The organism is Acidovorax sp. NPDC077693 (assembly GCF_044542805.1).
GTDB lineage: Bacteria > Pseudomonadota > Gammaproteobacteria > Burkholderiales > Burkholderiaceae_C > Acidovorax.
Window position 1 is genome coordinate 166,558 of the sequence record NZ_JBITVD010000002.1, and the last position, 15,442, is coordinate 181,999.

General features: G+C 67.1%; 14 protein-coding genes and 1 pseudogene. 3 read left to right on the plus strand and 12 right to left on the minus strand.

What is annotated here, in order from left to right:
* A pseudogene (locus tag ACIGHN_RS02875) lies at positions 1 to 412 on the plus strand (histone); the annotation flags it as partial.
* Between the two features lie 240 nt (positions 413 to 652).
* Here the strand turns inward: ACIGHN_RS02875 and ACIGHN_RS02880 are convergent.
* The 7 genes from ACIGHN_RS02880 to ACIGHN_RS02910 all read right to left on the minus strand — a co-directional run bounded on the left by ACIGHN_RS02880 (position 653) and on the right by ACIGHN_RS02910 (position 7,656).
* Positions 653 to 1,549 (minus strand): carbohydrate kinase family protein, encoded by an 897-nt coding sequence (locus ACIGHN_RS02880; RefSeq protein ID WP_396503193.1) that lies wholly within the window; start codon positions 1,547 to 1,549, stop codon positions 653 to 655.
* 56 nt (positions 1,550 to 1,605) lie between these two features.
* Positions 1,606 to 3,321 carry a zinc-ribbon and DUF3426 domain-containing protein gene (locus ACIGHN_RS02885; protein WP_396503194.1) on the minus strand — a complete coding sequence of 572 codons (1,716 nt, stop codon included), beginning with the start codon at positions 3,319 to 3,321 and terminating at the stop codon, positions 1,606 to 1,608.
* A gap of 52 nt (positions 3,322 to 3,373) precedes the next feature.
* Entirely contained in the window at positions 3,374 to 4,276 is a 903-nt protein-coding gene (prmA, locus tag ACIGHN_RS02890; protein WP_396503195.1) for a 50S ribosomal protein L11 methyltransferase, read from the minus strand.
* Between the two features lie 245 nt (positions 4,277 to 4,521).
* Positions 4,522 to 5,871: an acetyl-CoA carboxylase biotin carboxylase subunit gene (accC, locus tag ACIGHN_RS02895; RefSeq protein ID WP_010466452.1), complete on the minus strand. Its 1,350-nt coding sequence runs from the start codon at positions 5,869 to 5,871 to the stop codon at positions 4,522 to 4,524.
* Between the two features lie 7 nt (positions 5,872 to 5,878).
* Positions 5,879 to 6,331 carry an acetyl-CoA carboxylase biotin carboxyl carrier protein gene (gene accB / locus ACIGHN_RS02900; RefSeq protein WP_056417624.1) on the minus strand — a complete coding sequence of 151 codons (453 nt, stop codon included), beginning with the start codon at positions 6,329 to 6,331 and terminating at the stop codon, positions 5,879 to 5,881.
* Between the two features lie 147 nt (positions 6,332 to 6,478).
* A complete protein-coding gene (locus ACIGHN_RS02905) occupies positions 6,479 to 7,060 on the minus strand; it encodes a TlpA family protein disulfide reductase (RefSeq protein WP_396503196.1) in 582 nt (193 codons plus the stop codon).
* Positions 7,057 to 7,656, minus strand: coding sequence for a hypothetical protein (locus tag ACIGHN_RS02910; protein WP_396503197.1), 600 nt, complete (start codon positions 7,654 to 7,656; stop codon positions 7,057 to 7,059). Before ACIGHN_RS02910 ends, ACIGHN_RS02905 begins: the two co-directional genes overlap by 4 nt.
* 360 nt (positions 7,657 to 8,016) lie before the next feature.
* On the opposite strand from ACIGHN_RS02910, the gene mpl reads away from it, so the two are divergent.
* Entirely contained in the window at positions 8,017 to 9,444 is a 1,428-nt protein-coding gene (gene mpl / locus ACIGHN_RS02915; protein WP_396503198.1) for a UDP-N-acetylmuramate:L-alanyl-gamma-D-glutamyl-meso-diaminopimelate ligase, read from the plus strand.
* A gap of 143 nt (positions 9,445 to 9,587) precedes the next feature.
* Here the strand turns inward: mpl and ACIGHN_RS02920 are convergent, their stop codons facing one another.
* From ACIGHN_RS02920 to ACIGHN_RS02940, 5 genes are all read right to left on the minus strand, one after another.
* Positions 9,588 to 9,899: a hypothetical protein gene (locus tag ACIGHN_RS02920; protein WP_056417615.1), complete on the minus strand. Its 312-nt coding sequence runs from the start codon at positions 9,897 to 9,899 to the stop codon at positions 9,588 to 9,590.
* A gap of 114 nt (positions 9,900 to 10,013) precedes the next feature.
* The gene (locus ACIGHN_RS02925) at positions 10,014 to 11,135 is read right to left on the minus strand and encodes a 3-deoxy-7-phosphoheptulonate synthase (RefSeq protein ID WP_056417612.1); all 1,122 of its coding nucleotides are present in this window, start codon (positions 11,133 to 11,135) and stop codon (positions 10,014 to 10,016) included.
* A gap of 351 nt (positions 11,136 to 11,486) precedes the next feature.
* Positions 11,487 to 12,026, minus strand: coding sequence for a hypothetical protein (locus ACIGHN_RS02930; RefSeq protein ID WP_056417609.1), 540 nt, complete (start codon positions 12,024 to 12,026; stop codon positions 11,487 to 11,489).
* A gap of 118 nt (positions 12,027 to 12,144) precedes the next feature.
* A complete protein-coding gene (gene tldD, locus ACIGHN_RS02935; protein ID WP_396503199.1) occupies positions 12,145 to 13,629 on the minus strand; it encodes a metalloprotease TldD in 1,485 nt (494 codons plus the stop codon).
* 91 nt (positions 13,630 to 13,720) lie between these two features.
* Positions 13,721 to 14,059 carry a YegP family protein gene (locus ACIGHN_RS02940; RefSeq protein WP_056167380.1) on the minus strand — a complete coding sequence of 113 codons (339 nt, stop codon included), beginning with the start codon at positions 14,057 to 14,059 and terminating at the stop codon, positions 13,721 to 13,723.
* Positions 14,060 to 14,375: 316 nt separating this feature from the next.
* On the opposite strand from ACIGHN_RS02940, the gene ACIGHN_RS02945 reads away from it, so the two are divergent.
* A complete protein-coding gene (locus ACIGHN_RS02945; protein WP_396503200.1) occupies positions 14,376 to 15,149 on the plus strand; it encodes a hypothetical protein in 774 nt (257 codons plus the stop codon).
* Positions 15,150 to 15,442: the final 293 nt, after the last annotated feature.

Below are 15,442 nucleotides of genomic sequence, written 5' to 3' on the forward strand. Positions count from 1 at the left end.
TGCGCCCGCCAAGAAGGCAGCACCCGCCAAGAAGGCCGCTCCCGCCAAGAAGGCAGTAGCAGCGAAGAAGGCTGCGCCCGCCAAGAAGGCAGCACCAGCCAAGAAGGCCGCTCCCGCCAAGAAGGCAGTAGCAGCGAAGAAGGCTGCGCCCGCCAAGAAGGCAGCACCCGCCAAGAAGGCCGCTCCCGCCAAGAAGGCCGCTCCCGCCAAAAAGGCAGCAGCACCCGCCAAGAAGGCAACGGTAGCGAAGAAGGCAGCACCCGCCGCCAAGAAGGCAGCCCCTGCTGCCAAGAAGGCTTCGCCCGCCAAGAAAGCGCCCAAGGCCCCTGCCCCTGCGGCCGCAGCGCCTGCTGCACAGACCACGCTGAACCCTCAGGCAGCCTGGCCATTCCCTACGGGCAACAAGCCCTGATACAGGCGCATGACGCCCTCGACCCGGTGCCTGTGCACCGGGTTTTTTTATGCCCGCACGCAGGAGGGCGAGAGGATTGGCAGAGCGCCTGGCGTGGCTCGGTTCAAGGACTGCACGCAACTCCGCACAAGCCCGCGCACGGAGCCTCACCCGAGCGCAAGGCCCTGCGCAACGCCAATCCCTGAGTCAGCCGCCGCAGCGCCGATCAGTGCAGACCGATCCGCGGCAGGCCTTGCTGCATCACTGCGGCTGGAAGTCGAGCGTGTAGTTCTGCGGACCGCGCTGCGCGATCTTGAGCGCGCCCACACGGTTGCCCAGCTCTGCGCAGCGCACGAGCGGCCAGCCCTTTTCCAGGCCGAACAGCAGCGCGCCACGCCATGCGTCGCCACAGCCGGTGGGGTCGACCACCTGCGCGGGCACCACTGCGGGAACATGCGTCCTGGCACCGCCCACCCACACCTCGCAGCCTTCGGCACCCAGCGTCACCACCAAGCCCTGCACCTTGCGCGAGAGCTCTTCCAGGGTCATGCCCGTGCGGTCGCACAGCATCTTGCCTTCGTAGTCGTTCACCGTGACCCAGGTGGCCTGCTCGACGAAGCGCGTGAGCTCCTCGCCATTGAACATGGGCAGGCCCTGGCCTGGATCGAAGACGAACGGGATCCCCGCTGCCACGAACTGCGCCGCATGCTGCAGCATCGCGTCACGTCCATCGGGCGAGATGATGCCGACCTTCACCCCTGCGTCGCGCTCGATACGGTTGGCATGCGCCTGCATCATGGCGCCAGGGTGGAAGGCCGTGATCTGGTTGTTGTCACGGTCGGTCATGATCATCGCCTGCGCCGTGTAGGTGTCCTGCACCTGGCCCACATGGCGCTGGCTGATGCCCAGTGTCTCCAGGCGCTGCAGGTACTCGGCGCCATCGCTGCCGAGCATCGCCATGGGCAGCGGCTCACCACCCAGCAGCTTCAGGCTGTAGGCAATGTTGCCGGCGCAGCCGCCGAAGTCGCGGCGCAGCGACGGGACCAGGAAGGACACATTCAGGATGTGCAACTGGTCGGGCAGGATCTGCTCGGCAAACCGCCCCTCGAAGGTCATGATGGTGTCGAACGCCAGGGAACCGCAAATAAGGGCAGCCATATCGGTGATGTAGGTTGGGGTAAAAAGAAAGAAAGGAAGCAACGGGCTGCTTCGGCTCAGGGGTAGAACGCCAGCAACCGGTATCCGGCCACGCGCGCGCCCCCGGTGGTCACGACCACCGATACCGCCGTAGACCACTCGCCACGCGCTGGCAGCTCGGCAGGCGCCCCCATGTCGGCAGGCAGCAGTACCCGCCGCAGGACTGGCTGGTCCTGCGCATCGGTCAACGTGAGCTCCACGGCCGGCATCGCCAGCGCAACACTCGCCTTGCTCTTCATGCCCACGGTGAGCTGGTAGCTGTCACCCCGCGCCTTGTTGAAGGACGAACTGTCGATCACCACATCGGCGATCTGGCGCTGCGGCGCGATCTCGCATTGCAGCGGGGCACACAGCTTCATCAGCCAGGGCCGCGCCCGCGCATCCATCGCCGCGATGCGGTCGCGCTCCTGCACCGCCACCTGCAGTGCGAGCGCCAGCGTGGCCACCAGCATGATCAACACCAGCACCGCACGCACGGCGGGCTTGCGCCAGAACGCCTTGCGGCGTGCAGCAACGACAAAGCTCACCTCCTCTTCGGCAGGCGGCCCGGGTTCGTCATCCTCTGGATCCGCGCGCAGCGGCTGCTTGCGCGGCTTGGCCTGCAGCACCGCAGCGGGAGAGTCATCCTCCACCAGGGCCAGCCCCTGCACGCTCGGCGCCGGCTGCGCAGGGAGCGCAATGAAATCCACTGGCGGCAGGCCTTCTGCCGCACGCTCTTTCTCCGAGGCTGTGACCAGCAAGGCCGTGGCTGCGCGCTCTTCTTCCGCACTGGCGGCCGTCTCGACCGGCGAGGGCTGCGCCGCGATCGGCCGGATGGGCAACTCCAGCGCGGGATACCCCATGGGCGTCAGCTCTGCGGGCACTGTCGATTCGAACGACGGCATGTCGAGCGGCTCTTCGTCGTCGCGCAGGTCGGCAAACGGCAATTCGTACCCTGCGGGCACATCGGGCACATCGGGCACCGGGGGTACAGCAACGCGGGCGGCTGCAGCGGGCACAGCCCCTGGAACCATGGCCGGTGCTGACGTGAGGGCCGGGGAGGCGGTCTCCGATGCAGACGCCGCGTCGACCCGCAACGGTGAAGGCGGGGTTTGCACGCGTGGTGGCGCGGCAGGCTCCGGCAAGGCCGCGCCGTCCTCCGCCGAAGCGGGTGCCTTCGGAGACTGCCCCGCCTGGCGGGAGCGCCAGCCAAAGGGCGTGAGAGGTTCGAGTTGAAGGTCTTCGCCGGGCCGCTGGCCTGCGGGGCCTGGCGCCGCCAGGAAGGCGGGCACGGCAGGGTCGGGCACTGCCAGCACCGGCTCCGGGACTTCATGCTCCGCAGGCCCGGCAGGAAAGACAGGCAGGTCCGAGGAGCCTTGCGCCTCGCCAGCGGCACCCCCCGCTTCGGCCGACGTATCCGCGGGGAACAGCGAGAAATCCTGCGCTGCATACAGCGGCGCAGATGGCGTTGCCGCAGGCCTGGCAGGCGCGGCCGGGAGCGGCGAAGCCGGAGCCCCTGCGCCCCAGGCACGGCCCATATCCGGCTTGCGCACCACCGGTGACGGTGGCGGGCGCACGTCCGTCAGGGACACATCGGGCAGCAGAGGCGGTGGCGGCGCGGGCAGCAGGTGGGCCGCTGCATCGAAAACTTCCTTGCAATGGCCGCAGCGCACCCACCCTTCCGAGATGCGCAATTGGTCTGCCACCACCTTGAACGAGGTGGAGCAGGACGGGCAACGGGTGATCTGGCTCATCTGCGGGCGATTGTAGGGGCCGATAGCGCCCTGCCACGGGCGGGCTGCACGCTCAGCGCCGGGCGGTCATCAGGATCCAGCCGTCTTCCGTGTCCGACACTTCCAGCTGGACCCAGGGGGCGTACGCCTCTGTGAGCTCGTCGCGCTGGCGCTCCAGGATACCGGCCAGGACCAGGTGCCCGCCAGCCGCCACGTGCCCGCACAGCAAAGGTGCCAGCACCCGCAGCGGAGTGGCCAGGATGTTGGCCAGCACCGTCTGGTACTGGCCCTGCGCCTTGTCCGGCAGGCCTGCACGCAGCACGACCTCGTTGGCGGCCGCATTCAGGGCGGTGGACTCCACGGCCGCGGGGTCGATGTCGACCGCGTCGATCTCGGTCGCGCCGAACTTGGCGGTGCCGATGGCCAGGATGCCGGAGCCGCAGCCGTAGTCGAGCACACGCCCGAGCGGATTGCCGTGGGCCGCGTCGGTCGCGCCGTGGCGCGCGATCCAGCGCAGGCACATGCGCGTGGTGGGGTGCGTGCCGGTGCCGAATGCCAGGCCTGGGTCCAGCCGGATGCTGCGCTTGGCCTCGGCGGGCAGCTCATGCCAGGTGGGCACGATCCAGAAATCGGGCGTGATGTCCACCGGCGCGAACTGCGACTGCGTGAGCCGCACCCAGTCCTGATCCTCGACCTCAGCCACGCCCAGCACCTGGCATCCTTCGAAGAAGTCCTGCACGGTCAGCAGGTCCCGCGCCTCGTGGGCCGCAGCCTCGGTCGGGAACAGCGCCACCACGCGGCTGCGCTGCCACCCGTCCTTGGGCGGCGGCATGCCGGGCTCGCCGAACAGCGCCTGCTCGGCATCGGTCTGCGCGTCGGCGTCTTCCACCGACACCGACAGCGCATCCAGCGCATCCAGCGCGTCGCTGACCGCTTCGATACTGTCTTCCGGGCACATCAGGCTGAGCTCAAACATGGGCGACTCTCAGAAAAAATGAAATGCCGGCCCCCGTTGCCAGAGGCCAGCATGTAAACCAACCAATACCGCGCCAGCAACAGCCCGGCAAAAGCCACGGCTCTTGAAAAGCGCACAGAACTTGCCAGCGACCGCCGCGCAAGGGCCGCCCCGCAGCGCTGGCGGCATCCCCTTGCCGAACCACGCAGTGGTTCGAGAGAAGGGGGGAACGCGAGAAGCGACTCAGCGGGTTGTACCCCGCCTGCCTAGCGCTTGTGCTGCGACAGCCACTCTTCCAGGTAGTGGATGTTGGTGCCGCCGGCCATGAACTTGGCGTCCACCATCAGCTCGCGGTGCAGCGGCACATTGGTGTTGATGCCTTCGATCACCGTCTCGTTCAGCGCCGTGCGCATGCGGGCGAGGGCCTGCTCGCGCGTATCGCCGTGCACGATGATCTTGCCGATCATCGAGTCGTAGTTGGGCGGCACGAAGTAGTTGGTGTACGCATGCGAATCCACCCGCACGCCCGGGCCGCCCGGCGGATGCCAGGTGGTGATGCGTCCGGGGGATGGGACGAACTTGTAGGGGTCTTCCGCGTTGATCCGGCACTCGATGGCATGGCCGCGGATCTCGATCTGGCGCTGGGTGAACGGCAGCTTCTCGCCCGCGGCGACCATGATCTGCGTCTTCACGATGTCCACGCCCGTGATCCACTCGGTCACCGGGTGCTCCACCTGCACGCGCGTGTTCATCTCGATGAAATAGAACTCGCCGTTCTCGTACAGGAACTCGAACGTTCCCGCACCGCGGTAACCGATCTTCTTGCAGGCGGCCACGCAGCGCTCGCCGATCTTTTCGATCAGCTTGCGGGGAATGCCCGGGGCCGGCGCCTCTTCGATCACCTTCTGGTGGCGGCGCTGCATGGAGCAGTCGCGCTCGCCGAGGTACACCGCGTTGCGGTGCTTGTCGGCCAGGATCTGGATCTCGATGTGGCGCGGGTTCTGGAGGAACTTCTCCATGTACACCGCAGGATTGCCGAACGCGGCACCCGCTTCGGCCTTGGTCATCTGCACGGCATTGACCAGGGCGGCTTCGGTGTGCACCACGCGCATGCCGCGGCCACCGCCACCGCCGGCGGCCTTGATGATCACGGGGTAGCCCACGGCCTTGGCAATGCGGCGGATCTGCACCGGGTCATCGGGCAGCTCGCCTTCGGACCCCGGCACGCAGGGCACGCCGGCGCGGATCATGGCCTGCTTGGCCGAGACCTTGTCGCCCATCGTGCGAATGTTGTCCGGCGTCGGGCCGATGAACTGGAACCCGCTCTTTTCCACGCGCTCGGCAAAGTCGGCGTTCTCGGACAGGAAGCCGTAACCGGGGTGGATGGCTTCGGCGTCGGTCACTTCGGCGGCCGAGATGATGGCCGGCATGTTGAGGTAGGACAGCGGGGACGGGGCGGGGCCGATGCACACCGCTTCTTCCGCCAGCTTGACGTACTTGGCGTCGCGGTCGGCCTCGGAGTAGACCATCACCGCCTTCACGCCCAGCTCATGGCAGGCGCGCTGGATTCGCAGGGCGATTTCGCCGCGATTGGCAACAAGAATCTTCTTGAACATGAGCGCCTTATTCGATCACGAACAGCGGCTGTCCGTATTCCACGGCCTGGCCGTTTTCGCCCAGGATTCGGGTGACCGTGCCCGACTTGTCGGCCTCGATCTCGTTCAGGATCTTCATGGCTTCGATGATGCAGATGGTCTCGCCTTCCTTGACCTGGCTGCCTACTTCGACAAAGGCCTTGGCGCCCGGGCTGGACGAGCGGTAGAACGTGCCCACCATGGGGGACTTGACGATGTGGCCCGCAGGCGCTGCTGCGGCGGTCGGGGCGGGCAGCTCGCCCACAGGGGCTGCGGCAGGTGCAGGGGCGGGGGCTTGCACAGGGGCCGGCACGTATTGCTGAACGACCGCGCCACCGCTCTTGACGATGCGGACTTTGCCCTCGGCCTCGGTGATTTCGAGTTCGGACACGTTCGACTCGGACACGAGATCGATGAGGGTTTTGAGTTTTCGCAGATCCATGGAAGCTCCAACGGCTATAAAACTGAATAGGGCGCGAATTTACTCCAATTTCACCCTATCACCGTCTTCCACGGCTATTTTTCATGAACTTCTGCTGACAATTTGCGGTGCCTGCGCTCGCAGGAGCCATGGAATCAGCGGAAAAACTCAGCGCAGCGAGGACCAGAGCTGCAGATCCTGAGGGGTGACCTGGCCCATTTTACGGTGCAGCACCCGTCCGTTGCCACCCAGGACCACGGTAAAGGGTAACCCGCCGGTGAGATTGCCGAGCGAACGGCCCAGGTCCGTTCCGCCCAGGCCCGCCAGCCCGACCGGAAACTCCAGCGGAATGCGCGTGAGGAACTTGCGCACCGCTGAAGGCTGATCGATCGCCAGACCCAGCACTTGCCAGCCATTGGCAGCCTGTTCGCGGAAGAACGTGTTGAGCATGGGGAGTTCTTCCACGCACGGAGGGCACCACGTCGCCCAGAAGTTCAGCAGCAAGGGCTTGCCCGCCAGGGACTGCAGCGCCAGCGTCCCGCCCTCGGGCCGCTCGAATTCCTGCGTCCACAGTGCCTGTTCGGCGCCGCTGTCGATGGCGTGCGGCTGGAACTTCCACCAGGCCAGGCCCGCGCCACCGACCGCGGCAACGCCCGCCACGCCCGCATACAACATGCGCCGGCGCGCGGGCGACGGGGGTTGTGCGGCGGCTGCCGGCACAGGGGAATCTGGCGATTGCGGTGCGTTCATGGAGCCGCATTTTCCTGCAGAAGCCGCCGCACCGCAGCGATGTCGCCACGCGGCACACGGCCTTTGGTGTCGGGCCGCAGCGCGCCGCGCATGTCGTCCAGGTCGTAGACCATGAGGTGCACACCGATCATTTCGTTGAGCTCGGGCGACTTGCTGCCCAGGCTCAAGGCTTCCACCGACTCTCCGTGAAATCCCGTGACGGTGCGCGGCTCATAGTCCACGTGGTGGTCGATGAGCGCTATTTCTGCGGATTTGGAATCATCACAGAACAGTTGGATGTAGATATCCGACAGCCGCGTGGCCGTACCGTGCCACACGGCCCCGGCCAGGTGGGGGCGAAAGGCCGCCATGCGCTCCATCCACACCAGCGCCAGCTGCCGCAGCGCCCGCAACTCGCCCGGCTGGGTATCGGCGCAGAAGAGGTCGATGTACTCGCGCACTGCCGCCTCGACCAGGTCGTTGTCGGGCAGCGGCGTGCGCGCCGGCAGGCCCATCTGGCGCAGCGCCCGGCGCTTGGCCGGCCCCCACTCCAGGCCTTCTTCCACCACCAGCCGGGCCGTGGTGTGGGCGATTTCTTCGCTCAGGGGTGTGTGCATGGCAGGCAAGGATGGAAGAAGGACACCACTGCATTGTGGCGCCAAGTGCCGCCTGGGGTAAGGGTTGACCCTTGGAAGTGGCGGGATGGTGTGCCTCCCCGGCGAACGCTACGATTTTCATAGCTGGCACCGCAATCCAGATGAGCGGCAGGGCCGATTTTCACGGCACTCGGGCGCCCCGCACAGCGTCAGGTCGACACCCGTGCATGCCTGCGCCATTGCTGCGCGCGCGCCCGCGCCGGCCCGACGCCCGCGCCTGCCGCATCCGGGCCGCGCCCATCACATGCCCATGCACGCCGCCACGGCCAGGCCACGCTGGGCACGCTGGCCACCCTGGGCACGCTCTTAGAATCTGCGCCCATGCATATACACATACTGGGCATCTGCGGCACGTTCATGGGCGGCCTGGCGGCGCTGGCGCGCGAGGCCGGCCACAAGGTCACCGGCTGCGACGCAGGCGTCTACCCGCCCATGAGCGACCAGCTCCGCGCGCTGGGCATCGACCTCATCGAAGGGTTCGGCGCCGACCAGCTGGCCCTGAAGCCGGACATGTTCGTGGTGGGCAACGTGGTCAGCCGCGCCCGCTTGCCGGACGGAACGGCGAAGTTTCCGCTGATGGAAGCCATCCTGGAGGCCGGCCTGCCCTACACCAGCGGCCCGCAGTGGCTGGCCGAGCACGTGCTGCAGGGCCGGCACGTGCTGGCCGTGGCCGGCACGCATGGCAAGACCACCACCACGTCGATGCTGGCGTGGATTCTGGACAGCGCAGGCCAGCAGCCCGGGTTCCTGATCGGCGGCGTGCCGCTCAACTTCGGCCTCTCGGCCCGTCTGGGCGCTGCCCGGCGCCCTGCCCCGGGCAACGCGGTGCTGGGCGAGGCCCCGCTCTTCGTCATCGAGGCGGACGAGTACGACACCGCCTTTTTCGACAAGCGCAGCAAGTTCGTGCACTACCGCCCCCGCACCGCGGTGCTGAACAACCTGGAGTTCGACCACGCGGACATCTTTGACGACCTGCCCGCGATCGAGCGGCAGTTCCACCACCTCGTGCGCACCGTGCCGCCGTCGGGCCGCGTGGTGGTCAACGGGCTGGAAGAAAGCCTGGTCCGCGTGCTGCACATGGGCTGCTGGAGCGAGATGAGCAGCTTCGGCGAGGCGGTGAGCGATTTCGCCGCCGACGGAGCGCCCCATGCGTTCGACGTGCTGCACCGGGGCCAGAAGGTCGCGCGCGTGGAGTGGGGCCTGACCGGCGTGCACAACCAGCTCAACGCGCTGGCCGCCATCGCCGCGGCGCACCATGTGGGCGTGGGCCCGCAGCAGGCGGCCCAGGCGCTGGGCGCGTTCCAGAACGTCAAGCGGCGCATGGAGCTGCGCGGCACCGTGCGCGGCATCGCGGTGTATGACGACTTCGCGCACCACCCGACCGCCATCCGCACCACGCTGGACGGACTGCGCCGCAGCATCGGCGGCAGCGATGCCCGCATCCTGGCCGTGTTCGAGCCCCGCAGCAACACCATGAAGCTGGGCGCCATGAAGGCACAGCTGCCATGGTCCCTCGAGCCGGCGGACCTGGCGTTCTGCCACACCGCAGGGCTGGACTGGGACGCCGCACAAGCCCTGGCCCCGCTGGGCGTGGGCCCAGGGCAGCGCGCCCAGACGGCCGCAGACATCGACACCCTGGTGCAGCAGGTCACCGCGGCCGCCCGGCCGGGCGATCACATCGTGTGCATGAGCAACGGGGGGTTCAGCGGTGTCCACGCCAAGCTGTTGCAGGCGCTACAAAATAAATAGCTACTAGCGCTTATTGGACGAGCGGTAGAGGGCTTTTTACTGCTGAATTCTCGCCTCAAGGCACTTCAGGAGTGCCATGCGTTGACCACGCACCCTCCGCCTTGCAGACCCATGCACACCCGCCGCGGGGTGGCAGCCCGGCGTCAGAACGTCACGGCCATCGCGGGCACGTCCACGCGCACCACTGGCTTGGCCAGCGCAGCGGTGGCTGCGCGCGCAAAGTCCTGCAGCCAGGCGGGATCGCCCAGCAGCTTCTCGCCCGCGGCGCGCGCCACGGTCAGCACCTTGTCGGCCAGCAGCACCTTGCCGCTGGCGCGCAGGGGCTCGCAATCGAGCACGGTGAACTGCTCATCCAGCCAGCGCCGGCCGGCCTCGTGGCCCATGGGCTCTGCGCCCTTCAGGTCAAAACGGAATTCCTGGTTGCCGGCCAGACGGACGGAGACTTCGCTGTGCATGGTGGGTTGCCTTTCTTCTGAAACCGGGGCCGTGGGGGGTGCCCGTGCACCGGCCCCAGAGCCATCAGTTTAGGGCCACGGCCCGTGCCCGTGCCCGTGCCCTTGCAGCTTCGATCAACGCGCGCGTCGCGCTGTCACAGCGTTGGACAGTTCGGCCAGCGACTGCAGGGAATCATCCCAGCCCAGGCAGGCGTCGGTGATGCTCAGGCCGTAGGTCAGAGCTGCCGCATCGTCCTTGCCGGGCGTGAACTTCTGCGCGCCGGCCGTGAGGTGGCTTTCGATCATCAGGCCGAAGACGCTGCGCGAGCCGCCCGCGATCTGGCCGGCCACGTCGCGCGCCACGTCCATCTGCTTTTGGTGCTGCTTGCTGCTGTTGGCATGGCTGCAGTCCACCATCAGCGTAGCGGGCAGTTGGGCCGCTTCCAGGTCCTTGCAGGCGGCGGCCACGCTCGCGGCGTCGTAGTTGGGGGCCTTGCCGCCGCGCAGGATGACGTGGCAGTCCTTGTTGCCGTTGGTGTTGACGATGGCGACCTGGCCGTTCTTGTGCACCGACAGGAAGTGGTGGCCGCGGCTGGCGGACTGGATGGCATCGGTGGCGATGCGGATGTTGCCGTCCGTGCCGTTCTTGAAGCCGATGGGCGCCGACAGGCCCGAGGCCAGTTCGCGGTGCACCTGGCTCTCCGTCGTGCGCGCGCCGATGGCGCCCCAGCTGATCAAATCGCCGATGTACTGGGGCGAGATCACGTCCAGGAACTCGCTGCCCGCCGGCATGCCCAGGCGGTTGATGTCGATCAGCAGCTGGCGCGCGATGCGCAGGCCTTCGTCGATGCGGTAGGTCTCATCCAGGTAGGGGTCGTTGATCAGGCCCTTCCAGCCCACCGTGGTGCGGGGCTTCTCGAAGTACACGCGCATCACGATCTCCAGCGTGTCCTTGTACTGCTCGCGCGCCACCTTCAGGCGGCGGGCGTACTCGAGCGCGGCGGCCGGGTCATGGATGGAGCACGGGCCGATGATGACCAGCAGACGGTCGTCCTCGCCGGCCATGATGTTGTGGATGTTCTTGCGGGTCTGGGTGATCAGCGATTCCACCGGCGTGCCGCTGATGGGGAAAAAGCGGATCAGGTGCTCTGGAGGGGGCAACACGGTGATGTCCTTGATACGTTCGTCGTCGGTCTGGCTGGTTTTCTCGACGCTGCGGTACCAGGCATCGCTGGTGGGGGTGGTGGAGACCGTCATGGTGCTGCTTCCTCGTGGAGTCGTTGGTTGGATGAAGAAAGGGAAAAAACGGAGGGCTGAAAAAACAAAAACCGCCGGGCTTTGCAGCGTCGGCGGTTGGTATGGGGAGGTGTGTTGGCTTGCGCGTCTTCCTCTCATCCGCCGGGGACTGAGATAAAAAACCAAAAATAAAACGCGCTGCGAACTTGCATGGGAGGCAATGTAGCACAGGAGTGCGGCAGTGCAGCAAGCGGCGTGCGTTGCAGCCGCACAACAGGGCGGTGCGCCAGAACCAGCGCCAGGGGGCCCGCGGCACGCGTTTTCAGCCCGGCTTCAGCAGGTTGTTGGGCGGTGACGTACGGGCTGGCCTGTTCAGCGCCGCCACCGGCGAAACCACTCCCGCACGCGCTGCAGGGCAGGCACTTTGCCCTGCCGCTCCCCATCGGGCAGATCGCTGGGCGGATCGCTGTGGTGCTCGTACATGTCGATCAGCAGCAGCGCCTCTCCCAGGGTGCGCCAGGCCAGCAGTTCGAACTGGTCGAAGCCCGCGCTTTCCTTGGCGCTGCGGCGCTCGAGCATCTGCTGCCAGTGGGCGATGGCATTGCGCAGCTCGCGCAGGGCCCGCTGGTAGGCGCCGAACTCGTACAAGGCATGCCAGGCCGACCCCAGGCCGGTCAGGAACAGCTGGTGCTCGCGCGCGCACTGCGCCAGGCTCACCACGCGCTGCATGATGGCCGACGTGTCGCTGCTGGTGCGGCGGGTGCGCACGGCCTCGTCGATCTGGCTCGAGAGCGCGCCCAGGCTGTCGCGCAATTGGCGGGACTCTTCATCGGCCACGCCCTCGCGCAGAAAGCGGCTGATGTCTCCAAACGATTGGAGCGTCAACTGCTGGCTCGGTATCGTGGCGGGCATGCGGGTATTTTGCGCCGCCCGCAGGGCGTCAAGGCAATTTGTGCACTGCGCGTGCAACCGATGGTGGGTGCCTGCAACACTTGCCTGCGCTGCAGGATGAGCGGCAACCGCGAACGGATCAGGCCGTGCCGCCCACCGTCAGACCTTCCAGGCGCAGCGTGGGCTGGCCCACCCCCACCGGCACGCTCTGGCCTTCCTTGCCGCAGGTGCCCACGCCGCTGTCCAGGCGCATGTCGTTGCCGATCATGGTCACCTTCTTGAGCGACTCGGGGCCGCTGCCGATGATGGTCGCGCCCTTCACGGGGTACAGGATCTTGCCGTTCTCGACCCAGTAGGCCTCGCTGGCCGAGAACACGAACTTGCCCGAGGTGATGTCCACCTGGCCGCCGCCGAAGTTGGTGGCGTACAGCCCCTTCTTGATGCTGGCCACGATCTCCTGCGGGTCCTTGTCGCCACCGAGCATGTAGGTGTTGGTCATGCGCGGCATGGGGATGTGCGCATAGCTTTCGCGGCGGCCGTTGCCGGTGGGCGCCACGCCCATCAGGCGGGCGTTGAGCGAATCCTGGATGTAGCCCTTGAGGATGCCGTCCTCGATCAGCACGTTACGCTGGCTGGCGTTGCCTTCGTCGTCCACGTTGAGCGAGCCGCGGCGGTCGGCGATGGTGCCGTCGTCCAGCACGGTGACGCCCTTGGCCGCCACGCGCTGGCCCACGCGGCCGCTGAACGCGCTGGAGCCCTTGCGGTTGAAGTCGCCTTCCAGCCCGTGGCCGATGGCTTCGTGCAGCAGGATGCCGGGCCAGCCGGAGCCGAGCACCACGGTCATCTCGCCAGCCGGTGCGGGGCGGGACTCCAGGTTCACCAGCGCCGCGTTGACGGCCTCGTCCACGTACTGGTTCATCTGCGCGTCGTCGAAATACGCCAGGCCGAAGCGCCCGCCGCCGCCGGCCGAGCCCACCTCGCGCCGGCCGTTCTGCTCGGCGATCACCGTCACCGACAGCCGCACCAGCGGACGCACATCGGCGGCCAGGGTGCCATCGGCACGGGCCACCAGCACCACGTCGTACTCGCTGGCCAGGCCCGCCATGACCTGGGCCACGCGCGGGTCCTTGGCGCGGGCGCGCTGCTCCAGCCGCTCCAGCAGCGCCACCTTGGCGGTGCTGTCGAGCGAGGCGATCGGGTCCACGCCCGGATACAGGCTGCGGCCTGCCGCTACCTTTTTAGGAGCTACCCGCGCTTTACCAGAGCGCGATGCAGTCGAAATCGACCGCACGGTGCGCGCGGCATCCAGCAGCGACGCCTCGGAAATGTCGTCCGAGTACGCAAAAGCGGTCTTCTCCCCGCTGACCGCCCGCACGCCCACGCCCTGGTCGATGCTGAACGAGCCGGTCTTGACGATGCCCTCCTCCAGGCTCCAGCCTTCGCTGCGCGTGTACTGGAAGTACAGGTCCGCATCGTCCACCTGGTGGGTGCGGATCTCGGCCAGGGCACGGGCGAGGTGGCTTTCGTCGAGACCGAACGGCGTCAGCAGCAGTTCGCGGGCAACATCGATGCGCTGGCTGGTCGCCGCGCGCTGGGGGGCGGCAGTGGAGGTGCGGAGAGTCATCAGGGCATTTTAGGCGCGCCGCCCCGCACTGCACGGCACCGCCGCACAAGCCCCTGCGCGGACCCGGCAAGACGCCTGCGCAAAACTGCCGTCAGGCGGCCGTCTGGTCGTCCACACCCGCCTCGGGCGCATGGGCCTGCACGGACTCGATGCCCGCATCCCGTGCCTTGGCCCCGGCGTACATCTGGCTTTGGCCGATGACCTGTCCGTTGCCGGCCTTGAGGGTGAAATAAGGCGATCCGTCCTTGGCGCTCAGGCGCCCGAACCGGCCGCCCTGCGGGGCGTGCTTGCGCACGGACTCGATGCCATTGAGCGCACTGGCACGGGACTCGTACATCTCGCTGGTCAGGATGACCTGGCCGTTGGTGGCCAGCAGGTTGAACACAAATTTGTCGTTCTTCGACTTCTTCAGCTCGAACTTCGCCGCCATGGGGATGCCCTCCGGTTGCACAGGCCAAGAAATGCTGGGACCGCCAGCCGCGTTGTACCCGCTTGCCGCAGCACATGCAACGCCGGGGCAGAGACCCCTGGTCGGGTCGGGATGTACTGTTAGGCAGCCAGGCGCACGCGCGCATCCCGCACTGCGCGGGCTCCGCCATGGCGCGCAGCCGCTGCGCCTTGTCGCCAACCCTTACGCGACGACTGCCGGTTGCCAGGAGCCGAACCAACCCTCCCGAACCATCGAACTGTGAGAGAAAATTCTCGCCCCGACAGGATTTCCTTTCTCCCCCACAGCACCCCTACCGATGCGCCACCTTCCAGCCTTTGCCCTCCCCCTGATGGCAGCCTTTGCCGCCTTCAGCCCTGTCCTGCATGCCCGCGAAGACGTTGATCTGAAAGTGACGGGCGTCACCTTCATCGAAGCCCCGCCGGGCCGTGACAAGAACCTCACGGCGTTTGGCGCATCCCCATCGCAAGAAAAGGTGGAGATCAACGCCGTCGCCACGAGCCGCACCCTCCAATTCGTCGAAGCGTCGGGCGGCTTCCCCGACAAGGGCGATGTGAACGTGACCGCAGTCTTTCCCGACAAGAGCAGCCAGGCGTTTGGCAATGCCGAGATGAGCGGGTTCGCCAAGTTCTCTGCGGATGGCCGCACGCGCAGCTTCAACCTGGTCATCAACCGCTTGCCCGACAAACCGGTGAGCGGCCTGATCTTCGAGGGCACCCTGCCCTTGAGCGTGGCCAACGGCACCAGCAAGGCCGCCCAGGCGCTGGACCCCCAACGCCCTGGTCCGCTCAAGCTGGGCAGCGTCGACATCCTGCAGTTCAAGGTCGAGGGCACCAGCGTGCACTTCCAGGGCAACGACACGCTCCTGCGGATCAAGACACTGTCTCTCAAGCTGCCATCCGGGCAGATGATCAAGGCCGAGCGTGGCGGCTGGCAGCGCACGAACGCGGACTACAGCCAGACATGGAAGTTCGATGCACCGCTGGCCAAGGGGGAGCTGCAGGCGCAGCTGTACGACGGCATGAAGACCGTGCGGCAACCGGTGCGCTTCGTGGTGGGTCGCCCCTGGTGAACTGAACCGCGCCGGGCGATTGGCAGTGCCACCTAGTCACGCGGGTGGCACCTTGTCCGCCGGTGCGGATGGGCAGGGCCTTGTACCGGAAACGGGTGTTGTGCAAGGCCAAGGCGCCAAGACTGAATCGCGCTGAAAGGAATTTTTGGCATTGGACCGTCTAGCCGCCCCGGTCATCCTGGGCACTGGCGCCGTCCATGCGGCTTACCAGCCGCTGCGGGGACCTAGGGACCCTCTGCACGAATCATCGCGCCGTGTGCATCTGCGGTCTCGGGCGGCCTGCGGCGTTGCCA